Below are 24510 nucleotides of genomic sequence, written 5' to 3'. Positions count from 1 at the left end.
CCCCTTATTCGGGTTTGGCATTTTGTTTCTTGGCTTTGGCACGTCCGCGAATTTTCTCCGCGTAACCAGGTTTGTTCTCCTGGCGAGGACGAGCAATAGCCAGATCGTTCTCCGGAACGGAATGTGTAACGGTTGAGCCGGCAACCACATAAGCGCCTTTTCCTACCGTGATCGGTGCAATCAGATTGACATTGCTGCCTACGAACGCATCATCTTCGATTGTCGTTACAGCTTTATTATATCCATCATAATTAACCGTTATTGCCCCGCATCCAACATTTACGTTCTTCCCTACTTTAGCATCCCCAATATAGCTGAGATGTGATACTTTGGATCCTTCGTCAATTGTAGCATTTTTCACTTCGACAAAGTCACCAATTTTTACTTTCCGGCCCAGCTTGGTGCCAGGACGCAGGTAAGCAAATGGTCCTACCGTTGTCTCTTCGCCTACTTCGGCCTGGGACAACACGGAATGTTTAATCGTCACACCGTTCTGAATAACACTGTCTTCAATATCGGCCTGAGGACCAATATGGCAAGCTTCACCAATGGAAGTTGTCCCTTTCAGAATGGTTCCCGGATACAATACCGTGTCTGATCCAATCGTAACATCCGCTCCGATATATGTCGATGACGGATCAATGATCGTAACACCGTTCAACATATGTTTTACAGCCAAACGTTCACGCATATATGCTTCTGCTTGGGACAGAGCAAGCCTGTCATTAACTCCGATGGATTCCGCGATATCATCTGACATATAAGCTTCAACCACTTCACCATCGTTACGGAAAATCCCAACAACATCTGTCAGGTAGTACTCTCCTTGGGCGTTCTGGTTGGTCACTTTCTCCAGTGCAGCAAACAATTTCGCATTATCGAAACAGTAAGTCCCTGTGTTAATTTCTTTCACAGCATCTTCCTGCTCGTTGCAGTCCTTCTGTTCCACAATGCGTTGTACAGAACCGTCTTCTCCGCGAATGACGCGGCCGTAACCTTTTGGATTGTCCAATTGAGCCGTTAGTACGGTTGCAGCAGCTCCGCGACTCTCATGAAGCTTCATCAGACCTTCCAGCGTTTCACTGGTTACCAGTGGTGTATCTCCACAGACGACTATAGTAGAGCCTTGCTCACTTCCAAGCAAAGACTTCACTTGCTTCACCGCGTGACCCGTTCCCAATTGTTCAGCCTGAAGTGCATACTCTGCTTTGGAACCCAAAAATGACTGCACCGCTTCGGCACCATGACCGACCACGACTACACTGCGCTCAACGCCTGCGCGTAGAGCTGCATCCAGCACATGAGCTACCATAGGTTTACCGCATACGGGATGCAGTACTTTGTACAATTTAGATTTCATTCGTTTGCCTTGCCCTGCAGCAAGTACAATTGCCATTCGTTTCAAATTTCACGACCTCCTGTTCTGAAAACCCCATCCGGAAGACCCACCTTAATGGATCATCCCTGATAAGTATCGTTCAGCCGGCCTGAAGCCGGTCTTGTTCATCGCCTACTGTCTCTGTTATCACACGTAACAATGCGGACACGAGCAAATCGTGACCTATATGTATACGCCGTGTACCTGCGAGCCTTAACCGAATCCCAATGACTCTTAAGATGCCGCCCTGTCACCAAGCGCACGCTGCGCTAATGTTTCCTTCAACATTTTCCAGCAATAAAGCTGCTAAATGTTCCTGTTTGAATAAACTCAATACTGAATATATCTTATTCCGGTCAAAAAGAAAAGAGAGCCATAAGACATGGCTCTCTTTTCCTTCGAACCCCAATAATGTTCTCAGGCACCTTCTTCAATGACTTCTTCCTCAGTTGCAGCGCGGTCATACTCAGTCAAAACAGCAGCCTGAATCTTCTCACGAGTACCGGAAGAGATCGGGTGGGCGATATCACGGAATTCTCCGTCAGGAGTCCGCTTGCTCGGCATAGCAACAAACATTCCGTTGTTCCCATCAATGACGCGAATGTCATGAACGACGAATTCGTTATCGATGGTAATGGATGCGATAGCCTTCATTCTCCCTTCCGAGTTAACACGGCGGAGTCTGACATCCGTAATTTGCATGTGTGTGTTCACCACCTTTTTCCATCAGAACTTGGTGTATAATTCCACACAGCCTATACGAACTCCTTCTTTTTATAACCACAAAAATGTCCTAATTTCAGGAATTTTTTTATTTAATACACAATTCGACAACGTTAGTGCCAGGTCGATGGAAAAGAACCTTTCCCGACATGTTATTCGTCATCTTTCTACAGGTCAAAATAGTTACCAGGCTTGACCGAAATGTGTCTGCTTTTTGCATCCACGGCTGTCAGCTGCGCAAGAGATACGTAATCGGTCAGCAAACGCTCTTCCGAATCAACTGAACCGGATTCTACCAGTACCCCTACACCTGCTACCGTTGCATTAAACTCGGCGAGCAAATCAATCATGCCCTGTACCGTTCCACCGGCTTTCATGAAATCATCCACGATCAGAACCCTTGAATGCTCACGCATCGCTCTGCGGGATAGGGACATGGTATGGAGACTTTTATGGGACCCCGATACATAATTGATACTTACGGCCGATCCTTCCGTAGCCTGATGGTCCCTGCGCACGAGCACTACAGGCAGGTTAAGCTGGGCTCCAGTCGCATAAGCCAGAGGAATACCCTTCGTTTCTACCGTCATGACTACATCGATATCCATGTTGCCAAAAGCAGTCGCAAATATTTTACCTGCTTCATTCATCAATGCAGGCTGTCCAAGCAGGTCAGACATATAGAGATACCCGCCAGGCAAAATACGGTCAGGCTGCTCCAACTGATTGCTTAGTCGTTCGGCAAAAGCCAGAGCATGTTCTCTGGACACCTTCGGAATCCATTTAACTCCCCCGGCAGCTCCTGCCAATGTCTGCAGTTCTCCCGACCCACCTTCTTCGAACACTTCCTTGATAATCGCCAAATCCTCACTGATTGACGACTTCGCGGCACCATAACGTTCGGCAAAAGTGGTTAACGGAATAACCGTATGTGGTCTTGACAATAAATACTGCGTCATTTCAACCAGCCTAGCGCTTCGTTTTAATTTCTTCACAGAGATCCATCCTCACGATCACGGAAAACATCCAAATCCGAATAATTATTTAAAAATATACCACCTTTATACGTGTTTGTACATTATAAAAGCGAATTCTAAGTCAACATGCGTACTGCATACACTTCTTTGCAGAAGCCGCGCAGCCCATTATAGATCCGTGCAACCTTTGCTTCCTTGGAGACCAATCCGAATACTGTTGGGCCACTACCCGACATGAGCACCCCATCTGCACCCAGCTTCATCATGGCATCCTTCAGATGCTGAACTTCCGGATACAGCTTAAGCGTAACATCCTCAAGCACATTCCCCATCTGTCCGCACACCTCTGCAAAGGAATGATTGCGAATGGCCTGCTCCATTTTGGCCGCACTTGGATGCCGAACAATCTTGTCGCTGCGGAATCTTCCGTACACATCCGCTGTCGACACATTGATTGGAGGCTTCGCCAAGATGACCCAACATTGGGGTGGGTTAGGCATTGGTTTCAGTTTCTCTCCACGGCCTGTAGCGAGCGCTGTACCCCCTGTAATACAAAAAGGTACATCCGAACCAAGCTCTGCCCCAAGCTCCTGGAGCTCATGATCCGGGATATTCAGACGCCAGAGGCGGTTCAATCCACGCAGCGTAGCTGCAGCGTCACTGCTGCCGCCTGCCAGACCGGCAGCCACCGGAATCTTTTTGTCCAGATGAATGTGCACTCCAGTACGCACGTCATAGCGCTCTTTGATTAATCTGGCCGCCTGGAATGCCAGATTCTTCTCATCAAGCGGAATATACCCGGCCTGACTGGAGATAAATATCGTATCGCGAGGCAGTTCCGACATTTCCAGCCGGTCTGCCAAATCGACCATGGTCATGATCATCTCAACTTCGTGGAAGCCGTCGCTTCGTTTATGTAAAACGTCCAGCATCAAATTAATTTTAGCAGGCGCTTTTTCGTAAATTTTCAAGGCGTTCACCCGTCCTCACCTTTTCCCTAAGACAACTTAACATATTATATCAAAATGGGGCTGTCAAGTCATTTTTATTCCGAATTCATGGGGAAAAAGCGAGGTCCACCTCGTGGAAGGCCCCGCTCTCCAAACCGTCTAGATCGAATTACGATTTGCGTGCTGCCTCTTCAGCAAGCTGAATGGCACGCTTCACCATATTGCCTGCATCCTTGGCTTTGATGCCACCCCAGCCTTCCTGCTGTACCGTATCATAAAATCCCAGGTCTTTTGCCAGCTCATACTTGAGCTCATCTGACATTACACTTCTTCTTCTGCGGCTCATGAAACCATCCTCCTTGAAGTAACAGTTCTGATTAGTCCATTTCACCAGGATTCTTCCTGACAGCTTCAGAGCCACCATTTTCGATGAACTGTTCAGCATATCAGTATGGGCCTGTTCAAGTAGTATGCCGTTTCTGGTTAAACCTCATTCCTGCGATGCCTGTCTGGACAGTATTTCTTCTACACAAATAAAAAAGCAGTTCGCCCCAAGGGGCAAACTGCCTGTAAAACGATGCTTACGTCTCCATGTAGGAGTTAGGCGTCTGGTCGCCTGGGTTAAATACCATGACTTCCACCGACTCCGTAAGTATATCTGCATAACTGTAAGAGACTCGCTTGAACGTTTCTTGCTCCTCATCAAGCTTGACGATAAAAACAGAAGGGTACGTTTCTTCCAAGACACCCGTACGCTCGATAGTCTTACGGCGGCCACCATTAGCCCGCAACATAATTTTTTGACCTATATGAGCATCGAGATTGCGTTTGATATCCAACAGCGTATTTTTAGCCATTGTCGACGACCACCTCTTTTCTTGTCCATTATACCTGAATTTACAGTCAATGTCAAATCAAAACTAAATATTATATCAGCATGGAAAAGTTGCTGTCAATGAATTTTTTTGCAAATGAAAAAAGCCCCAAATTGGGACTTTAATTGACCTGTATCAGACGACTGATGGGTTAACTTTAAGTGTAGATAAATCATTCAAACCAGGCAGGCCAACGCGGTAACTGCCGCGTGTTTCGACACCACCTACACCCTGGCTGCCACTAATTGTGTTATGCAGAATATCATTCATATTCACCGTTTCCCTAACGGATGTAAAGGCCGCCTTGGCAGCCACATATACAGGGTCAAGGGCATGAATCAGAATTCGGCCTGGTGAGCTGGCAAAGTTCGCACCTGCCCGCAGAAGTGCCTCAAAATGGGACTGACATGCTCCTGCAACGATCGTGAGCGCATCCAGATGACGCTCATATTGTCTTGCAACCTGGATTGCCGCTACAAAATTTTGCGAATTCTTGTAACTTCCGAGACTGTATAAGTCGTAAGGCTGACGGGTCTTCAGCACTCCGTCATGGCCCGTAATGACTACAATGTCAGGCTGAACTTTGGGAAGAAGACGATACAGGGCATCAGCCATGGCTGACTCATGGACATATTGACCCTCTGCCGGGACACGAAGCTGCTCATAGAGAGCCATACTTTTCTTCAGGTAATTTGGATCCCCATCCAAATGGAGCACCTTGCCTGGCATTTCAAAATAAGCAGGCTCGCGCTGTGCAGACCAGTCCTGCGTCAAGCCTTCACGGTTGCGTTCCGCTTGTTCAATCCGGTTCTGCTGCAGCCTGGAGAGTGTTTGATGTGCTTTTACATGTGCCTGCCTGGTCTTGGCACTCTGCGGCTCATAAGGAACCCGTATCAAATCGTCCACCGGGGAGTCGGCAAGCAGCCGGAATTCGGTCCCTTTAATGACCGCGCTATCCAACTGGAGGCCTTCCACCCGAAAAGTCACATCTCCACCGTATGACTTACGAACGACCAAGTCTCCGATATTCATCAACATAATCACCTCTACCCCATCGTATGGGCAAAGACCCGGTTTGGTTCATCCGAATTTATTTACAGGCCGGTACGAACTCCTGCATCCCACATCACCGTGCTTAGCGTCGCATATTCCTGCAGACTAAGTGTCTCACCCCGTCTGGACGGCTGAATGCCAGCCTGCTCCAACAATTGATCCGCCTGCTCCCGGTTTTCCTTGGTGAAAAAGCGGGCTTTCAGATTATTGGAGATGGTTTTTCTACGCTGGGCAAACGAAGCTTGTACCACTTCGAAGAAATGTGCTTCACTCGGAACCTCCACAGGAGGCTGCTCACGAACCTTGAGCTTGATGACAGCCGATTCAACATTCGGCTGCGGAATAAATACGGTTGGCGGCACAATACAAACCAATTCAGGCACACTGTAATATTGGACCGCAATGCTCAGACTTCCGTAGTCCTTCGAGCCGGGGGCAGCTGCCATACGTTCTGCTACTTCCTTCTGAATCATAACGACAATGCTGTCTACCGGCAGTTTCTCTTCCAGCAGTTTCATCATAATCGGAGTCGTCACATAGTACGGCAGATTGGCTACAACACTCACCTTGCTCACACTAGCAAAGTCTGTGCGGAAAAGCTCTGCCAAGTCCAGCTTGAGCACATCGCCGTGCTGTATCCGAACGTTGGGGTAAGGCTCCATTACTTCTCCAAGGATCGGTAACAAACGCTGATCGATTTCTACAGCTGTTACAGGGCCGGCTACTCGGGCCAGTCTCTCCGTAAGTGCCCCAATTCCCGGGCCGATTTCGAGTGCGCCCTTGGACTCGTCCAGATCCGCTGCATTTACAATTTTGTTCAATATATTCTGATCAATCAGAAAGTTCTGACCTAGACTTTTTTTAAAGGAGAAACCGTGTCTCTGAATTATCTCTTTCGTTCGCTTGGGTGTTGCAATTTCCAAAATCTCATCCATGCCATTCATACACTCACAATCCTTCACGTTCAATTTGCGATAATGCTGCAGAAAACTCTTCCCGGCTAATTTGGAATACACCCAGCCGCTTGTGGAACTGCTTTCCGTTGCAGTAACCGATGCCCAGCAGATTCCCCATCTCCATACGTCTTGCGGCTGCCTGCGGGTGCACAATCAGTCCTGCTGCAATCAAGTCCTCCCAATCGATCTGGCTCGGCATACCCTCATACGAGGTATGCACACGCTCCAGCGCATGGCGGATTGCCTCAGGTGAGGCATTCTCGACCCCGATATCCCCTTTACGGGTTGCATCGGCTTCCGGAATAAAAGCATGCTTGCAGCCTGGGACCTTATTTGCAATGATTTTGCGAATGCGCTCACCGGCATGATCCGGGTCCGTAAGAACAATCACACCGCGTCTCTCCTGTGCCAGTGCAATTCGCTTCAGGATTCGCTGATTGATGGCTGATCCGCCGGTCTCTATGGTGTCTGCCTCAACAGCCCGCCGGATGGCGACGGTATCGTCGCGTCCTTCTACCACAATGACTTCTTTTATCATGTTCCATTTCTTCCTTTCTAACGCAAAAAGAAGAGGAATATCCTCTTCTCTGCCAAACGGCGGCGAGCCTATTCAGACTCCACCGCCGCATATTCCGCATGATTCATTCATGCAACTATTTTATAGCATTCCCATTTCAAAGTAAAACGATTTTAGTTCGCTTCCGGCTTCACCGGACCGATCACATATACCGTCTTGCCTTTCTTACGTCCGAAATTCAGGGCATGCTTTACACTGTCATAATACACATCGATTTTGTTGCCTTTAATGGCACCGCCGGTATCTTCCGCACGACGGAAGCCGAGGCCCTCAATGTACACCCACCAGCCGATCGGAATCACTTTTGGATCGACCGCAATGGTCCGTCCTTCAGTTACCCGGGTACCGGAAGCTGTTTTTGTACCAATGCCAGGCTCCTCAGAAGAGTAAGCGGTCATCGATACATTTTTAAGTACTTTAGAATATTTAAAAGAAGTGCCTGAGACGGTAATCACTTTGCTGCCTGATGCAGCGGTTTTCTTCGAGTTCGTTGTCGTTGCTTTCTTTGCTGTGGAGGTTTGGGCCGATACCGTCTGAATCTCCGGCTGCTTCACAACAGGTTTTGCTTTGGTTCCGACAGCAATAACTTTATCGACACGATTGGTCGATACCGATTTGCCCACCATCTTTTTGGAGACTAACTCTCCATCCTGAAACACCTTTTCGATATGCTGTACAAGTGTACCTTCTTTGCCGTTTACGATGACACGATTGTCACCTTTGTACAAGCTAGGGTCAGCCGTTTTGATTACTTTGTACGCAATCGGCTGTTCCACTTCCACTGTACGCTTTGTTACACGCACTACGCGAATTTTCATATCTGCCTTGATTGGTGTTGCGAGCGCAGGATAAACCTTATCCTCACTGGCAACTTCAATTCCAGATTTCTGAATTGCATCTTCTACCGATGAATCGGTTGTATACAGAGTCTTGGTGTCTCCGTCTGCCGTAATGTTGACTGGAACGGCCCGCTCAATAACAATGCGGTCTCCATCTGCGATTGCCCCGTTCAAAGGCATGGATACCTCATCGTGGGGGCTGACTGTGATTGATTGCTCCTCCAGCATTTCTTGAAGCATTCCTGTACGAGTCTCTACCGCTTGAGCTTTGCCATCAATAACCAGCGAAATTTGTTTCCCGGCTTGACCGTAAACGACTAACAAGATCATGATTGTAAGCGCGATTGAGAAAATAGCGATCAGTGCCATTTGACGCATGTTCTCATGCTTCCACCGCAACGCGTAAGACTTACTGGATGATCGTGACTCATGGGTCTCTTCTGGTTGGAATGTGCCCACTTCTCCGTCCTCCTTCATAGCCTCGCCGTCTAAAGTTAATGCATGATGTCTTTGACGCGACTATACCAAATTTTCTACAGAACTGATCGATATCTCAATGACCGGTTCTGCACCATGAACCACTCTTCGCAACATGATGTCACCACCTGAATTCTTACCGTATGATGACCTTATTTCTTTTATTCAAAAACAAAAAAGCCAAAGAAAGAGTGTAAGAGGAACTCTTTCGTGGCTTCCGAATGATTTTGAATATCGGAAATTCATGCACGAGGTTGCCTCTCTTTTTCCGCTTGCGAGGTTAGCTGTCGGGTTCGGGCGAAAGAGAGCCGCCCTATCTCCGGTCACCCGCTCATGGCGGATGCCCTTGAATTCACCCCGAGACCCAAAGAAGAAATCAAATAGTGCTTCGCAAATGCATCCGCTGCTTTTGGGTCAGCGAACGATGCGCATCAGCTGCTAACACTGATGTTTAAGCCCTATTGGTTCCCCCGCTCTCCGTTAACGGAGACTCAGCGAGATCGGTTCATGAAAAGTATTGTTGTGTCATCGGAAAGTGTCCCTTTGTTCATCCCCCGAACATCTGTCCAATTTTCCTCACAACAATTCACTGAAAAGATGATATCCTGTTTCGATGCATGTTGTAAAGCGTTGTTCAAGTACGTTTTTCTAAATATTTGGTTAAAATATTGTAATATTCTTCATTTATTTGGATCAAAAAGCAAATTCGCTCCGTCTACCTCTCTTTTTCATCGCATTTGCTTCGTTTTTTAACGAATTCCAAATCGTTCCATGGCATTTTTGGTCGTTATTGCAGCAATTTCCTCTACCGAAATGCCTTTAATTTCCGCAGCTGCTTCTGCAACCAGACGTACATGCGCTGTTTCATTTCGTTTTCCACGATAAGGATGTGGTGTAAGATATGGGGAGTCGGTTTCAATGAAAAATCGGTCCATCGGTACCTTCGCCAGTACCTCTTTCGGCTGCTTGGCATTTTTGAACGTAATTGGTCCACCGAAGGATAGATGGAACCCTAGATCAAGACAGAGTTTTGCCGTTTCCCAGCTTCCTGAGAAAGAGTGCATGACACCCCCGACTTGTCCAGCTTTCTCTTCACGCAAAATTTTGACAATATCCTCATGAGCATCGCGATTATGAATGACAATAGGCATGTTAAGTTCACGAGCCAGTCCGATCTGTTGTCTTAATACACGATGCTGCACATCCTTGGGTGAAGTGTCCCAATAATAATCCAGGCCAATCTCGCCTATGGCAACGACTTTTTCATGTTTGCACAGAGACGCAATCCACTCGAGATCGCCCTCCTGCATCGTAATGGCATCCTGAGGATGCCAGCCTACAGCAGCATATATAAAATCATACGTTTCGGCAAGCTTCATCGTGGATGGAATGGTCTCCCGGTTGAAACCGACATTGATCATACGGCCAACCCCGGCGTCTACAGCACGTTGAATCATCTCCTCGCGGTCCTCGTCGAATTGCGGTGCATCCAGGTGTGTATGTGTGTCGAATAACATCATTTGTATTTCTCCCTTCCTGTCGAATAACTGTTTTCTATCCCAATCAAAATCCTATAAAATGCACCCATTTTATCATCATCATTGATTTTTCAGAGTACAACATGTGGAATTACCAAATTTAATTTCTACTATATATAGGAGCCCTTATGATCTCAACTTGTTCAAAAAAAGTGTACATTACAAAATTATGTCGATCTACATATACTCTCCATTAAAGCAGATTACTGTATCATGATAATATCTCGAAATAGAAATTCTTTCTGTCATAGCTAATTTGTAAATTTTTTGCTCTCCACGGCTCACTTCATAATCATGAGAAGTATGGGCGAATATGAGATGGCAGCTCGTGAATGATGGCGTCCACCTTGTTTTGCGGATAGTACAGATGGTGCTTACCACGATGTATACCGCTGATTGAACGGACGATGTCCGAAACCTCGGATAATTCATGCAACTTGTCCTGTCTATCCAGCAGCAGAATCTGTTTGTCTGTCGATTCATCCGGACGAAACACATCATACGGAAGATCCGTCGGAAAATCAATTTCCAAGTCATATTCGGGTTGAAGACCCGCTTTGGCAAAGGCAACCCGAATTTCTTCAATCGTTTCCACATCGATCTGTTCAACCTCTACATACTTATACAACCTGCGATCCATAAAACGTTCGCATAACTCGCTTAGAACAGAATCGTTCTCTTTACGCCACTGCATGAATGTGGTCTGGATTAAAGCCTCATCCAATTGGAGATATTCATCGACAGAGAGCACTCCGTCAAACAGTTGTGGCAGTGGCTCCAGCATGAAACGGAATTGGAACCCCTGCTTTACTAGCTCTTTTGCACGCTTAAATATTTGTCTCAGGATAATTTCGGAGCTTCGGGTCACCGGATGGAAATAAATCTGCCAGTACATCTGGTAACGTGACATCAAATAGTCTTCCACGGCATGCATACCGGATTCCTTGACTACAATTCTTCCGTGATAAGGACGAAGCATTCGCAGGATGCGGTCAAGGTCGATGGTTCCGTAGTTTACACCTGTAAAGTATGCATCCCGAAGCAAATAGTCCATCCGGTCTGCATCAAGTGGGCTAGTGACCAAATTCACGACGATTGGCTTTTCATATGTTTTCTGAATAACAGAGGCCACCTTCTCCGGGAAATCGGGAGCAACCCGTCTCAGGATCGCCCCCACTTCGGTATCCCCAAGAATAATTCGGCAGGTCCAGTCCTCATGGTTCATGTCGAAGGCTTCTTCAATGGAGTGAGAGAATGGCCCGTGACCCAAGTCATGCAATAATGCAGCGCAGAGTGCAACGGCTTTTTCTTCCTTAGGCCAATCGGAGTAGTGACTTCTTTCAAATTGAGAGATAATCTTCCGTGTAATTTCGTAAACACCCAATGAGTGTGAAAACCGGCTGTGTTCAGCACCGTGAAAAGTCAGATAGGATGTTCCCAACTGACGGATCCGTCGCAAGCGCTGAAACTCGGGGGTATTGATCAACTGCCATATGATCGGATCTTGCACATGAATATAATTATGTACCGGATCTTTAAACACTTTCTCTTCGGTTAAACGCTGTTCCATGTCGCTTCGCTCCCTTGTTTTTGAGTTGTGTTTGTCGCTTTTAGCCCTAACCAGCCCAATTATTCGACACACAATGACGAATTTTGTCGAATAAGGTACTTTTAATGTTTTCCAAATCGACAAAGCTGACATTGATGTTTAAATATGAAAAATCGCTCTTAACCCCTTGCCACCCGTAATCTTATCCAAAACAGCCTTAATTTTAAGCTAATTTTAAGGTTGACTGTTTTGGGAATCGTTGGTATGATGAGTATCATAAAACATAAAATAATGTCGAATAATGACAAAGATAAGTAGCTGAGAGGAGCACTGATTATAATGATGAAATCAACAGGTATTGTTAGAAAAGTAGACGAACTGGGACGGGTAGTTATTCCAATCGAATTGCGCCGTACACTGGGTATCGGTGAAAAAGATGCTCTGGAAATCTATGTTGACGGTGAGCGCATCATGTTGAAAAAATACGAGCCAGCTTGTATCTTCTGTGGTAACGCTGAGAACGTTACATACTTCAAAGGTAAAATCGTTTGTAACGAATGTATTTCTGAAATCCCTGCACCTGTGACAAAATAAGAAATTTCAGGTATAATGGACTTATTGAATTGTTAATTCTAACCTTTTTATATTCCTTACTTGCCTTCCCGGTGTGAACCCCACCGTTGGAAGGTCTTTTTTTTTATTACCCTATTCGGACCAACCATAAATGCAGGCATGACATAACCAGGAAAGCGGTGAAAAAATTCAAGATTTATTTTTGCACCGCCTGTGACTTTTAATATTTCTCTAAGGTTTCCAATAAGAAACTTTTCAGGTTATGTTCCCCTATTTAACCGTATGTTTGGATCATGCAGAGGATTAGATCAGCGCGTTATATACATCACGTTTCGTTAATCCTCGGTCCGCTGCTGTTTTTTTCATCGCATCTTTGCGGTGAAGTCCTTCGCCTTCATAATGGCTGACGTGGTCCTCCAGGGACAATTGCTGCCACCAGGCTTCACGCTCTGCTTTACGCTCCTGTTCCTTAATGCCTTCTACAAGCAAACAGTACTCTCCAAGCGGCGGATGTTCCTCCAGCCAGTCTATGCACTCGCGAACCGTGCCTCGTGCAAATTCCTCATGTCGCTTCGTCAGCTCACGAGCCAGCACAACCGAACGATCCCCCAGAATCTCTTCCAGATTGACCAACGTTTTGCGAATACGATGCGGTGACTCATAAAACAACAACGTACCGTTAGATTCGTCAAAACCCTCCAGCACTTTTCGCATATCCTTTTTCTCGCGCGGCAAAAAGCCGCCGAACGTGAAGCGTTCCGTCGGTAGTCCGGATACAATTAGAGCAGACAATGCTGCATTGGCACCCGGAATCGGAATAACATGAATTCCTGCCTCAATTGCTAGTTGTACCAGATCAGAACCCGGGTCTGAAATGGCTGGCAAACCAGCATCGCTGACCAGTGCCAAATTTTTTCCTTCTATTATATAGCGTATCAGTTCAGGGCCACTTGCGGCCTTATTATGTTCATGATAACTAAACAACATGGAAGGGGTGATCTCAAAATGAGTGAGCAGCTTTCGGGTTTGCCTTGTATCTTCTGCCGCAATGATATCACAACTCTGCAATGTCTTAATTGCTCGAAATGTCATATCATCCAAATTCCCAATCGGTGTTCCAACCAAATATAACTTACCCCGACCATCATGGGCTTCCGCATAGCTTTTTTGAATGTGCAAAGTCACTTACACTCCTCCTTCCGTAGTACCCGTTGGTTGTTGTGATCCGTAATAAATATCCATAATTTCATCACAGTAGGTTCCTTCTTCATTGTAGACAATGAGGGGCGGAAGCATGCGCACTTCGGGTTTGCCATCCTTCAGCGCTTCGATTAGCACCATATTGGCTTCGAGGTGAGCGCGTGGATGAACCATTCGGATTCGCTTCGGCTCAAGCTTGTACTCCCTCATCAGAGAGATAATCTCCCCTAGCCGTTGAGGGCGGTGAACCATGGATACCTTTCCTCCATTACGCACGAGACGATTGCATGCCTGAATAACTTCCTCCAATGTACATCCCAACTCATGACGTGCCATGGCTTGGTGTGTATTCATTTTCAGGTCACTTCCATTTAGCGGCATATATGGCGGATTCACAGTAATCGCATCATACACAGCATGTCCTGTCTGTTTCACCAGTTCCCGCAGGTCGCCTTCATGAATTGTGATCGATTGGTCCAGAGCATTCAGCTTCACGCTTCTCCGTGCCATATCTGCCAGCCTTGGCTGAATCTCGATTCCTTCCAGGGTGGCCTGCGTACGCGTTGTCAGCAGAATGGGAACAACCCCATTCCCCGTACATAAATCGAGTACACGGCCTCGTTTAGGAACAGAAGCAAACCGGGCAAGCAATACGGCGTCCATAGAAAAACTGAATACTTCATCACTTTGAATGATTCTCAAATCATGAGAGAGCAGATCATCAATCCGTTCTGATTCATGCAAAATTACTTCTTTAGCTTCATTGGCTGTCATATGATACGTTCATCCTCCGGTACTCTATATCGCATTTTAGCTTTAGTTTAGGTCTATAACCTTGAAAAAAAACCGTAGGGGATCTTCCCTACGGTCACTTCATTTATTCAAAAAAGACAGGCAGAACAGACAATCGCCTTCCGTCCGCAGATGTCCGTAATAGACATTGCAGATATGGAATCCTTCGTGATACAGCCGGGCCAGATTATCATATCCTTCACCTACCACATCTTCACCTGTAGCCGGACCTGCCGGTCTAGCGGCTGGAGCCAGTGCAGATGAAACAGGCAGATCTACCGGAGCCTCACGCTTGAGCAGTTTGCGTAGCTGCTCATTCTCAATCGTAAGCCGCTGATTATCTTCAAGCAGCTCTTTGACAATCATTTTTAACTCTCCTAAATCACTGTGCAACTGACCCAATTGGGTTTCCATTTCATGAATGTGCGTAAACAGATTTTTCTTTTCCAAGTTTCCACCCCGAAGCAACCTTTATGGTTTACTTGATAACGACGTCATCCAGCGGAAGTTCTTTGACTTTACTGATGTCGAACAGTTGAACATGGACTGTGCGATTACCGGCATTGATGCCGACAACTTTCCCTTCACCCATAGAGGTGACGACCAACTTGCCTACAGCCGGCAGTTCTTCTCTCACACTTTCATAGTTATCATGCTCAAATTTCAGACAGCACATGAGTCTTCCGCACAACCCTGAAATTTTCGTCGGATTCAGTGACAGGCTCTGATCTTTGGCCATCTTGATGGATACCGGCTCAAAGTCTCCCAGCCAGGAAGAACAGCATAATACACGGCCGCAAGGTCCGATTCCTCCAAGCATCTTGGCCTCATCCCGTACACCAATCTGACGCAGCTCGATCCGTGTCCGAAAAATGCTTGCCAGATCCTTAACCAGCTCCCGGAAATCCACTCTTCCTTCAGCTGTAAAATAAAAAATGATCTTGTTGCGATCAAACGTAAATTCCACATCGACCAGCTTCATCTTGAGGCCATGGTCTTTGATTTTATTTAAACAAGTACCGAATGCTTCTTTGGCTGCCCGCTTGTTCTCATCCACCACACGGGCATCTGTATCTCCCGCAACCCGAATGACCTTTTTGAGTGGCAGCACCACATCGGACTCGCTTACTTCCTTCTTGCCAACAACTACCTTACCGTACTCTACCCCCCGCGCTGTCTCCACGATAACGCAGTTTTCTTTCTCAATGGGAAGGTCCAGGGGATCGAAGTAATAAATTTTGCCCGCTTTTTTGAAACGGACACCCACTACACTATACAAAAAATTAACCCCCTTGTAAGCCAATCCCACTTCGTCTGAAGCCCTGTCTTCTTAGGGAACCCTCCGAAGTAATAACCGTTTGCATATGAATGGAACTAAAACTGTCCTCTCCCCAGCCTTATGCCAAACCGATCAAAAATTGCTCCAGACAAAGCTGGCCATTGACGTTGAAACGCAATTTTTTTCTGCATGCTGCGGCCAAATCCATATAGGACACCCACTGCTCCGTGCTGCGGGTATTAGCCAACTGAGACAGCATGTCCAACTGATCTATAAAAACGATATGTTCATGCCTACCGTGCTGGACATACAGCATATCCCTAAACCATAAATGGAATAGACTTAGCATAATATCCAGATGTTCTGAGAGTCCGGTTTTAAAAAGCTTCTGCTGTGCAGAGATTAATGATGTGCTGCCTCTGCCCAGGGACTCCTTCCCTAATTGTAACATTACGTTTCTAATTTCTGCAAACCAATTCTGCTGGAGAATTTCTCTACATGATTCGAGTCCTGACGCCAAATGAACCGCTGAACGTGCAAGATTGGCCGGATGCCCCTCCGCAATCAAAGCTTGCAGCATTTCTTCCGGATTCAGTGCACTGAAAGGAACAAGCTGTGAGCGTGAACGGATAGTTGGAAGCATGGCTTGACCATTGTCCGTAATCAGAATTCCTACCGCAGGCACCTGCGGCTCTTCCAGGAACTTCAGCAGACTATTCGCCGCCTGTACGGTCATTTTTTCTGCCTGTTCTATAATATAGACTTTGGGATGGCCAGCCTCTGAACGATATGAGAAAATACGCTGCAGATCCCGAATCTGATCAATTTTAATATTGTTTCCATCTGGTGCAAGCATCGTTAAATCCGGATGATTACCATGCTCGACCTTACGGCACTCCAGACATTGTCCGCAGGCATCATCTTCAAGCTCTGTACAGAATATGGCTTTGGCAAACGTGACCGCTGTCTTCAGCTGCCCGCTGCCCGCTGGCCCGCTAAACAAATACGCATGGCTGATTGCCTGGCGTCTCAAGCTGCTCTGCAACATCTGCTTGGCTGCCTGCTGACCCATAATTTGTTGAAAGGACATACTTCCTCCTCAGAAGCTTAAATTAATAAGCATTCCCCGAATTTCTCCTACTTGTTGTAATAACGTGATTTTACCTTCTTCTGTTTCGAGCAGTTCATCAGCCATGGATAACAGCGCAGAGTCGATTTCATCAATTAGCTTGTATCTTTTGCCTCTGCCCCGCCGATCCCATCCTCTGGTCTCTTTCATGGATACACCCCGGCGAACCGTTTCTTCCAGAAATCTTTTGACAAGCTGCTTGTATGCTTTCAGTTCACGAATCGTCATGGAACGAGCCAAGCGATCGCCCTGCATCTGAATTTCACTTAGCCGGCGGTTAAGCTCGGCTTGTGAGGCTCGTTCGCCCTGGTGGCTCATCATGTCAGAGAAACTTTTGGATTGAACCGGTTTGGAACTGGAGTCAGTAGAATTGATCCCGCTCTGCATCGGTCTAAATCCAGGATTGATTTTCATCGATATGCCCGCTTTCTATTATAGTAGACCATCGACCATCAGCACAGTGCGCGCTGCGCCTGTGCGTGGAAGATACCCTTGTATGAGTCTCTATATATAATGGTAGATAAAACTTGCCACCATTAACCTGCTTGGTAGTCAACTTCCGCCCGAAAGAAAGCAATCCCTTCATATAGATGGCCTAATTTCGGACGGAAAACGCCGATTCCTGTTATCAAGAAGGACGCATATAAGTCGCCTAAGAACACTAGCAATCATTTTGCATCATAGATACAGAACGCATTATTAGAAGTGTTCAAAACGATCCACTGGCAGAACAAACACAGTAGCTCCACCGACTTGGACTTCAACAGGCAGCGGCAGGTAAGAGTCGGTTGTTCCGCTCATCGGTGTGACCGGGGTCACGAGCTGTTCACGAACCTTACAGCTGCTGCGAATGACATTCATTACGGACTCGACTTGACCATCATCGACACCGATCATAAACGTCGTGTTGCCTGCCTTCAAAAATCCACCGGTACTGGCCAATTTCGTTGCCCGAAAATTAGCTTTGACCAATGCGCTGGATAATCGGTTGCTGTCTTTATCCTGTATAATCGCAACAATCAGTTTCATCCTGCATAACCTCCTTCAGAATAAGCACCTTTGAAATGCCCTGTCTATATATTAGACAATTACTCGCCAAAATCCTTCAAAATCCCTGTCTCCAGCGACAAAATCAATGCTGCTGCGACTTCATCAGGCTGTCTGGAAGCATCAATAACCTGGATTCGTTCCGGGAATTGTTCCTTTAACAGGAAGTACCCTTCTCTAACCTTACGATGGAATTCCAGACTCTCTAGATCCAGACGGTTTACCTCACGTCCATCGTGGGCATCAATCCGGGCAAGACCTGCTTCAGGCTCGATGTCCAGATATAGTGTAACATCCGGCATAAGCTCACCTATTGCGAACCGGTTAATGGCCCAGACATTCTCTATTCCGAGCCCACGTGCATGACCTTGATATGCCAGACTGCTGTCGACAAAGCGGTCGCAGATGACCGTCTTGCCTGCCTTCAGCGCCGGTTCCACCTTCTCGGCCAAGTGCTGGCTGCGTGCAGCTGCATAGAGCAGTGCTTCGGTACGCGCATCCATTGCCGTATGGAGAGGGTCAAGGATAATAGCACGTATTTTCTCCGCGATCTCGATCCCGCCAGGTTCACGAGTAACTACGTAAGGTATACCCTGTTCCTCGAAGTAAGAACCCAATCTGCTGATCATCGTTGTTTTACCGGACCCTTCTCCCCCCTCCAACGTAATGAATTTACCTCTGCCCTGCATATGCTTCCCTGCTTTCTATGTCGATAATGGCATCTTACTCTGCTGTGAATGTTATATGGCTCTGATCTTTCTACTTCAGATTATGAAATCACACGCCCAGAGGTGTATGTTCATGATCATGGTATTGTCGTTTGGGCCATATTGTACAAGCTTCTTACTATAATACTATACATGATCAAGCGATAGCGGTCAGCTATTCCGCCAATATTTTCAATAGAGATGACCAGTCAACCATAGATAATGGACACCCATAAGGGAAGGAACAATGATCCGGTTATTGCACTGACAATCATGGAGACAGAACTTAATGCTACAGCATTCTCGCCATATTCAAAGGATCTGGCCATGCCAAGTGCATGAGAAGCTGAACCGAGTCCAATGCCATAGGCACTATTATCCTTTATTCGAATCCATTTCATCATCAGCGGCCCAAGTAATATCCCCGAAAAACCGGCAATCATTACAAATAGGGACGTAAATGAAGCGTTGCCTCCTGCCTGATCTGCCAACTGGATGGCAACAGGAGTAGTGACTGACTTTGGCAGTAAGGCGATCACGATATCTTTGGGATAACCAAGCAGTAGGGCTACCGATGCTCCGGTAAACATCCCTACGATGCTTCCTCCAAGTGTACCACCCAGAATGGGAATGACGTTCCGTTTGAGCACATCCATGTGTTTGGATAAAGGGAAGGCTAAGGAAACAACCGCAGGCCCCAGAAGATCCTGTATCCATTTTCCACCCAGCATATAGGTATCCAGTTTAATTCCTGTAATAAGCAGAATAACCACAATGACTGCTGTTGTTGTTAACACAGGCATAAGAATAGGCCACTTTATCCTCTTATATAGGTGAGTCGCCGGGATATACAAGGCCATAGTCAGAGCAATCATAGCTATTCCGATGATGAATGTTGACATGAGATCGCCTCCTTCTTGTCTCGATGCGATCTTATCCACGTCATGAGCCACTCACCAATTTTGGCAGATAGCAAGCAAGTTACTAGGGTACTGAGGATCAATCCCAACACAAGCAAAATTGTATTCGCAGTAAAAAAGTCAAAGTGATTAATGATACCTACCGTAGGCGGGATAAACAATAACTGCAGATTGGACTGGAGCCAGGATGAACCTTCATTTCCCCAGCTGATCCTGATCCAACCCAGTTGAATGACCATGAACAAAAGCAGCATGCCCACAATGCTGCCTGTCAAAGGTAGATGCAATATAGACTGTATCCAGGTTCCTATCCAATAAAAGCCATACATTAACATGACTTGCAGGACTATTCCTGTATATTTCTTTATCGGAATATCCAAAATAATTCCCTTCTTTCTTATGTCCAGACAGCACATGATGTCTTAGATGGTACGAATAATAGAATGAATGAGGGATTAGTGAATGAAAGAGTGAGTGAGTACATATGAGTAGTAAGTATCACCCCCACATTTTGGGGTTTAACTTCACTTCTGCCCTTCCTTTATGATCTTCAATGATCGAAGAGTATCATCCGCTGCGCCATGAAACCTTGACCCTTCATCCCTCAGAAGCTGTATACGTTTTACTGCAGCAGGACTTATTCGTTCCCCGGCATATAGAAGAGGGATTCCAGGAGGATACGGAATAATCATCTCAGCGGATCGATAGCCTGCACAGTCTTCGAGTTCAACTTCTGCTGTATCCTTTTCTGATAGTGGTTGTAGTGAGAACACAATAGGCTCTGAAAAGGGCTCCACAGATGCATCTTGTAAATTGTTCCACGTGGAAATATAGTGAACTGCCTTCTTCGCAGCTTGCGCCGATGGCTCGTTCAGGCCTTGCCTAAGCTCATTCTCATTAGCCTGACTAATGTGCTCTAACGCCTGCAGCAGGTGCTCAGCATCACTTCGCGTTGAGCCAAGGCTGAAGAGCAGGACGACGTACCGTTCGTCGCTCATCTCGGGCACGCAGCCGTATGCTTCCAGCTGCTGCTGCAGCCCATAACCGCTCAGCACCCCCGCCCCGTCATATATGACGACTTTGAACGGGTCCTGAGCGGTGTAGCCCGCGGCAGAAGGCATCGCCGCCGCGGGAGGTGCTGTTGGCCGCCCCGATGCATCGGCGGCCTTGTTACCGCCAGCAGCCGGCTCTGCCCCGGCTGGCGGCTCTTGCTGCAGCGCCTGCACAGGCTGCAGCAGCTGAAAGCGCGGCAGCTCTGCAAGGCCGCGCTTGAAGGCATCCACGGCGGCAAGCCCCGCCGTGAAGGTGTCTGCGCCCTGCACATGCAGCAGTCGGCGCGCAAGATCAAGCGAAGCCATCACCAGGTATGATGGGCTTGAGCTCTGCACCATGGCCAGGCGCTGCCTCAGCAGGGACCGATTCAACAACGGTCCCTGAATGTGCAGCATGGCTCCCATGGTGAAGGCAGACAGCATCTTATGGGTCGACTGCACCACCCCGTCCGCTCCGCATGACAAGGCTGAAGCAGGCAGCTCTGGATGCTGTCCATAATGCGCGCCATGCGCTTCGTCCACGAGCAGTGGCATGCCAGCAGCGTGACATATGTCGGCTATGGGCTTCAGATCATCGCCCATGCCGTAATAATTCGGCAAAGTAACAAGTACTCCCTTTGCCTCAGGATATGCCTGGACAGCAGCCTCAACCGTCTCTGCCGACGGCATAACGGCAAGTCCGCTGGATGGATCAACATGCGGCTCCAGAAACACAGCTCTGGCACCAGCAAGCATCAGACCATGAATGACTGATTTATGTACATTACGTTGGACAAGTACGATACTTTGTGGCTCATCACACACCGTAAGCAGCATAGCCAAATTACCTGCCGTACTTCCCCCCACAAGGAAGAAGCTCTCCTCCGCACCAAAACAATCAGCCGCCAGCTGTTGAGCTCCCAGAATCACCCCTTCTGGATGATGCAGATCATCCGTACCGGTAATTTCCGTTACATCCATCTGCATCATGTCCAGAAAGGCCGCCGTTGGTATAACGTCAGAACTTCCGTGCTGCTTCCTATTTTCTGGATTCATCAAACTTCGATAAGCTTGTCCATTCTTATGCCCAGGCACATGAAAGGAACGATTCCCCGACTCCTGGTAATGAAGCAGAGCCTCATACAAAGGAGCATGATATGGTTTATATTTCATAGAATTACCTTCCTATATAATCACTAAATTTGAATTCACGTTTGCTCTTTAACTTCCTATTATAATAAGAGTTCTTTTGCGAACTGTCCCTCTCTCGATCGGGCATTAAGTGAAAAGCACAAGATTACTCTTATTCTGCTCCTCATTACCCCTTTTATTATATCAGTCTTTTTGCCGAATCCACGGCTATTCATGATCCTCTGTTCTACAATCCTCCGTATCAAACAGAAAAAGGCCCTATGGGCCCCTGAATACACCTACATCAATGGATGTTTCGGCTTATGGTCATTATGCGTTTTTTTGCACCCAAATCTGTTTCATTTGGTGTATAAAATAATTGTATTTGGCATCCTGTGCATCAGTATGAACCATCTCTGCTTCGCAAGCATCGCATATAAATTCAGATACAATAAAAATGCCTTCTCTTTTTTTCTGTTCGCAGATAATACATGTGTGTTCGGTGTGTTCTTCCATCAACCATCCCACCTTGTTTTACGTTTACTATCAGTATTGCACAGTTTCTATTATTTTAAACCTTTTCATAGTGCTTTCTTTCTGTAAAATATATATATTCGCCCACCACCCATTGGGTGTCTGTACCGATTCAAAAGTTTAACAAATCGCATACCGCTCGTACTTTTCTGCACTCATGCTTTTCAAAAGGTTATATCTTCTCCCTCATATATACACTTTCAACTTCACCTCCACTAAAAACTTATATTCTATAATCTTAAAAAAACTTTGATTTTCAGCCGATATATAATACATCAGAACCTGACAGCCAGGATGTCCGAGGATATACTTGTATGAGGTCTGCTACTCTTAAACTTGTACATCATCCCTACAGCGCTTCCATGGTTCCTATACGCATATGGATCATTTGCATGACAGCAACGTACAAGCATACGTCCACACACGAAACGTGATCCCAGAAGGAGGATTTGTAATCGTATGACCGCTGAACCGGAGAATAAAGCTACATTTTATCAGTACCGGCTTCTGAAAAAAAAGGCTATTGCCCGCAGTGTCATCTACAGCTATCTGTGCTTGCCTATCATTATGCTCTTCTTTAATCTACTGGCATTCTCCTGGACCGGCCTCTTCTTTTTTCTGCTGGCAGGGCCGATCACCCTATGGATTCATTACGTCATTGCCAGAACCATATTGCTTCTGGTCCGTGCCTCTTATGCCAAACGCTGGCGCTGGAACTTCCATATGCCTTGGTTAGGTTATATTCCGGATCAGCACTTTAGCTACCGTATGTTTGTCAGAGTACATCTGAACATGAGCTGGATTGGACTATGCATCATTACTGTTTGCCTGATCTGGTCTCCGCTGTCCTTCACGCTATCACTGATTTTCTGGCATCTGTGGCTGCTCGTCCCCCGTCTGTACGTGGTTATGATTCTCTCACGTGAACGCAAAGACGGATTAATCAAACTAAATGAAGAGGACGTTTCGTACTATCTGCAATAACGCCTTTACCTCTTTTATGAAAAGCAATATATGTACATGTGCAATACATAAACCTTGCTCCCAGCTTGGCTTAGAAAATGAACCATGATCTTCGTAAGCAATCGAGCATTCTCCTACTCTTTAATAATGAACAAAGGTTATCCACTGTGGATAACCTTTGTTTGTTCTAACTAGCCTTTCTTTTATCCACAGCATGGGTACAAGCTAACAAGGTTATCCCCACTTATTTTATTCCCGTTCTCATCCTCTATCTATTGATCAGACATTGTAGCCGTTTAAACTGTACCCCATTAAGCAGCCATATTTCTACTGCTCTTCGTCTCAAGACTATTTTCAGCTCATGTCTCTACGCTTTAACTAGTGGCTTGGACTACCATGACTGAGGATCCCTATATGCTTATAGAAGCTGCTTTAGGGCCTTCCCTCTAGTATAGGAGTATCGACTTCCATGGAGCCCATGGTACGTGCAGTAACTTGGCAGCTTATGAAGCTCAACTCATCTTAATCTTAGGCCAGGTTCTAGAATGGACTCCATTAGACTTCTACAGCAACGCAAAGTATCTCCTCTTCACTGAAATAAAAAAAGCCCCCGTAGGCTTACGGGAACTTGTATCGTCTGAACATTACAATGTTACAAAACAAACCGTACTCTTACTCTTCATCATCAGCAAGGGATTTCACCGTTGTTGTCGCAGTATCATTCCGAGGTACCATTAGCGTAAAGAATCCATCATGTACAGCTAGATGCACAATATGCCCCTCTTTAGCAAACACACGAAGAGAGTTTGAGGTATTTGATGTACTCTTGGCTTGTGTCTCCGTCCAGCCCCAGCTTTTAATCTCGTCTAGATATACTTCAGGCAAACTGGTACTCTCACTAATACCAGACAATGTATATCGAACATAGTCCATCTCCGAATTGTTTCCGGATTGGTCCGATTTATTCGCTACTTTCGGTACAGGGAAACTCTTCTCGTTGACTGCGCCTTCATATGAAGTCCAGGAAGGTCCGGTATCACCGCATCCTGTAAGCACACCCAACAAACCAATCATTAGAAATGAATACAGCCCAAGTCTCCGCCAACTTAACACACACACCCTCCTTTTCACAGCTGCACATTTCACAGCTCTGTGGTCAGGTACTTTTAGCATATTTAACATAGTCCTATTATACTGATTTCCTACTTATATTCTGTAACAATACTGTTACCTTCTGATGACGCTTGCATTCACTTAATACAGCCTTATAAACAAAATAAAAACCACCACCGATTATCATCGGCAGTGGTTC

27 protein-coding genes and 1 riboswitch are annotated in these 24510 nt (G+C 46.4%); of the genes, 2 read left to right on the top strand and 25 right to left on the bottom strand.

The window, feature by feature from the left end; genetic code table 11:
• Positions 1–4: 4 nt before the first annotated feature.
• The 12 genes from glmU to PIL01S_RS27280 form a co-directional block, all read right to left on the bottom strand.
• A complete protein-coding gene (gene glmU / locus PIL01S_RS27335) occupies positions 5–1396 on the bottom strand; it encodes a bifunctional UDP-N-acetylglucosamine diphosphorylase/glucosamine-1-phosphate N-acetyltransferase GlmU (protein WP_164764365.1) in 1392 nt (463 codons plus the stop codon).
• A 399-nt stretch (positions 1397–1795) separates the two neighbouring features.
• Entirely contained in the window at positions 1796–2080 is a 285-nt protein-coding gene (gene spoVG, locus PIL01S_RS27330) for a septation regulator SpoVG (protein WP_017691372.1), read from the bottom strand.
• Positions 2081–2268: 188 nt separating this feature from the next.
• Positions 2269–3096, bottom strand: coding sequence for a pur operon repressor (purR, locus tag PIL01S_RS27325; protein ID WP_095293352.1), 828 nt, complete (start codon positions 3094–3096; stop codon positions 2269–2271).
• A 98-nt stretch (positions 3097–3194) separates the two neighbouring features.
• Complete coding sequence (gene ispE, locus PIL01S_RS27320) at positions 3195–4049, bottom strand: 4-(cytidine 5'-diphospho)-2-C-methyl-D-erythritol kinase (RefSeq protein ID WP_095293393.1); 855 nt, start codon at positions 4047–4049, stop codon at positions 3195–3197.
• Positions 4050–4197: 148 nt separating this feature from the next.
• Positions 4198–4374, bottom strand: a complete 177-nt coding sequence (locus PIL01S_RS27315) for a small, acid-soluble spore protein, alpha/beta type (RefSeq protein ID WP_095293351.1) — start codon at positions 4372–4374, stop codon at positions 4198–4200.
• A 235-nt stretch (positions 4375–4609) separates the two neighbouring features.
• The gene (gene veg, locus PIL01S_RS27310; RefSeq protein WP_095293350.1) at positions 4610–4885 is read right to left on the bottom strand and encodes a biofilm formation stimulator Veg; all 276 of its coding nucleotides are present in this window, start codon (positions 4883–4885) and stop codon (positions 4610–4612) included.
• Between the two features lie 153 nt (positions 4886–5038).
• Entirely contained in the window at positions 5039–5935 is an 897-nt protein-coding gene (gene yabG, locus PIL01S_RS27305) for a sporulation peptidase YabG (RefSeq protein WP_127540854.1), read from the bottom strand.
• 62 nt (positions 5936–5997) lie between these two features.
• Entirely contained in the window at positions 5998–6891 is an 894-nt protein-coding gene (rsmA, locus tag PIL01S_RS27300; protein WP_127540907.1) for a 16S rRNA (adenine(1518)-N(6)/adenine(1519)-N(6))-dimethyltransferase RsmA, read from the bottom strand.
• Between the two features lie 13 nt (positions 6892–6904).
• Positions 6905–7450 (bottom strand): ribonuclease M5, encoded by a 546-nt coding sequence (gene rnmV, locus PIL01S_RS27295; RefSeq protein WP_127540852.1) that lies wholly within the window; start codon positions 7448–7450, stop codon positions 6905–6907.
• A gap of 152 nt (positions 7451–7602) precedes the next feature.
• Positions 7603–8787: a 3D domain-containing protein gene (locus tag PIL01S_RS27290; RefSeq protein WP_127540850.1), complete on the bottom strand. Its 1185-nt coding sequence runs from the start codon at positions 8785–8787 to the stop codon at positions 7603–7605.
• Between the two features lie 271 nt (positions 8788–9058).
• Positions 9059–9312: riboswitch (cyclic di-AMP (ydaO/yuaA leader) on the bottom strand.
• 242 nt (positions 9313–9554) lie between these two features.
• Positions 9555–10325 (bottom strand): TatD family hydrolase, encoded by a 771-nt coding sequence (locus PIL01S_RS27285; protein ID WP_174818735.1) that lies wholly within the window; start codon positions 10323–10325, stop codon positions 9555–9557.
• Between the two features lie 310 nt (positions 10326–10635).
• Entirely contained in the window at positions 10636–11913 is a 1278-nt protein-coding gene (locus tag PIL01S_RS27280) for an HD domain-containing protein (RefSeq protein ID WP_127540848.1), read from the bottom strand.
• A gap of 318 nt (positions 11914–12231) precedes the next feature.
• Here PIL01S_RS27280 and PIL01S_RS27275 point away from each other — a divergent pair, with 318 nt between their 5' ends.
• Complete coding sequence (locus PIL01S_RS27275) at positions 12232–12486, top strand: AbrB/MazE/SpoVT family DNA-binding domain-containing protein (protein ID WP_024633700.1); 255 nt, start codon at positions 12232–12234, stop codon at positions 12484–12486.
• A 282-nt stretch (positions 12487–12768) separates the two neighbouring features.
• On the opposite strand, the gene rsmI is transcribed toward PIL01S_RS27275, so the two are convergent.
• The 12 genes from rsmI to PIL01S_RS27215 all read right to left on the bottom strand — a co-directional run bounded on the left by rsmI (position 12769) and on the right by PIL01S_RS27215 (position 22217).
• A complete protein-coding gene (gene rsmI / locus PIL01S_RS27270; RefSeq protein ID WP_127540846.1) occupies positions 12769–13650 on the bottom strand; it encodes a 16S rRNA (cytidine(1402)-2'-O)-methyltransferase in 882 nt (293 codons plus the stop codon).
• Positions 13651–14439: a tRNA1(Val) (adenine(37)-N6)-methyltransferase gene (locus tag PIL01S_RS27265; RefSeq protein ID WP_095293344.1), complete on the bottom strand. Its 789-nt coding sequence runs from the start codon at positions 14437–14439 to the stop codon at positions 13651–13653.
• 99 nt (positions 14440–14538) lie between these two features.
• Complete coding sequence (yabA, locus tag PIL01S_RS27260) at positions 14539–14907, bottom strand: DNA replication initiation control protein YabA (RefSeq protein ID WP_095293343.1); 369 nt, start codon at positions 14905–14907, stop codon at positions 14539–14541.
• Between the two features lie 28 nt (positions 14908–14935).
• The gene (locus tag PIL01S_RS27255) at positions 14936–15736 is read right to left on the bottom strand and encodes a PSP1 domain-containing protein (protein WP_095293342.1); all 801 of its coding nucleotides are present in this window, start codon (positions 15734–15736) and stop codon (positions 14936–14938) included.
• A 118-nt stretch (positions 15737–15854) separates the two neighbouring features.
• Positions 15855–16826 (bottom strand): DNA polymerase III subunit delta', encoded by a 972-nt coding sequence (gene holB, locus PIL01S_RS27250; protein WP_095293341.1) that lies wholly within the window; start codon positions 16824–16826, stop codon positions 15855–15857.
• A 9-nt stretch (positions 16827–16835) separates the two neighbouring features.
• Positions 16836–17279: a YaaR family protein gene (locus PIL01S_RS27245; protein WP_127540844.1), complete on the bottom strand. Its 444-nt coding sequence runs from the start codon at positions 17277–17279 to the stop codon at positions 16836–16838.
• Between the two features lie 285 nt (positions 17280–17564).
• Positions 17565–17894 (bottom strand): cyclic-di-AMP receptor, encoded by a 330-nt coding sequence (locus PIL01S_RS27240; RefSeq protein ID WP_017691391.1) that lies wholly within the window; start codon positions 17892–17894, stop codon positions 17565–17567.
• Positions 17895–17953: 59 nt separating this feature from the next.
• On the bottom strand, positions 17954–18601 hold the full coding sequence (gene tmk, locus PIL01S_RS27235) for a dTMP kinase (protein WP_110756339.1): 648 nt from the start codon (positions 18599–18601) through the stop codon (positions 17954–17956).
• A 227-nt stretch (positions 18602–18828) separates the two neighbouring features.
• On the bottom strand, positions 18829–19521 hold the full coding sequence (locus PIL01S_RS27230) for an LrgB family protein (protein WP_127540841.1): 693 nt from the start codon (positions 19519–19521) through the stop codon (positions 18829–18831).
• Positions 19497–19868, bottom strand: a complete 372-nt coding sequence (locus PIL01S_RS30200) for a CidA/LrgA family protein (protein ID WP_371860024.1) — start codon at positions 19866–19868, stop codon at positions 19497–19499. The genes PIL01S_RS27230 and PIL01S_RS30200 overlap by 25 nt, the downstream gene beginning before the upstream one ends.
• A 195-nt stretch (positions 19869–20063) precedes the next feature.
• Positions 20064–21743 (bottom strand): aminotransferase class I/II-fold pyridoxal phosphate-dependent enzyme, encoded by a 1680-nt coding sequence (locus PIL01S_RS27220; protein WP_127540837.1) that lies wholly within the window; start codon positions 21741–21743, stop codon positions 20064–20066.
• A gap of 288 nt (positions 21744–22031) precedes the next feature.
• Complete coding sequence (locus PIL01S_RS27215) at positions 22032–22217, bottom strand: sigma factor G inhibitor Gin (protein WP_095293335.1); 186 nt, start codon at positions 22215–22217, stop codon at positions 22032–22034.
• 477 nt (positions 22218–22694) lie between these two features.
• Between PIL01S_RS27215 and PIL01S_RS27210 the strand changes: the two genes are divergently transcribed.
• Positions 22695–23219 (top strand): hypothetical protein, encoded by a 525-nt coding sequence (locus tag PIL01S_RS27210; RefSeq protein WP_127540835.1) that lies wholly within the window; start codon positions 22695–22697, stop codon positions 23217–23219.
• A gap of 651 nt (positions 23220–23870) precedes the next feature.
• Here the strand turns inward: PIL01S_RS27210 and PIL01S_RS27205 are convergent.
• Positions 23871–24311, bottom strand: coding sequence for a hypothetical protein (locus PIL01S_RS27205; RefSeq protein ID WP_246058578.1), 441 nt, complete (start codon positions 24309–24311; stop codon positions 23871–23873).
• Positions 24312–24510 lie beyond the last annotated feature (199 nt).

Origin of the sequence: Paenibacillus illinoisensis NBRC 15959, from assembly GCF_004000925.1 — a bacterium.
Taxonomy (GTDB): Bacteria; Bacillota; Bacilli; order Paenibacillales; family Paenibacillaceae; genus Paenibacillus; species Paenibacillus illinoisensis.
This window is presented reverse-complemented; position numbering and strand designations above follow the sequence as displayed.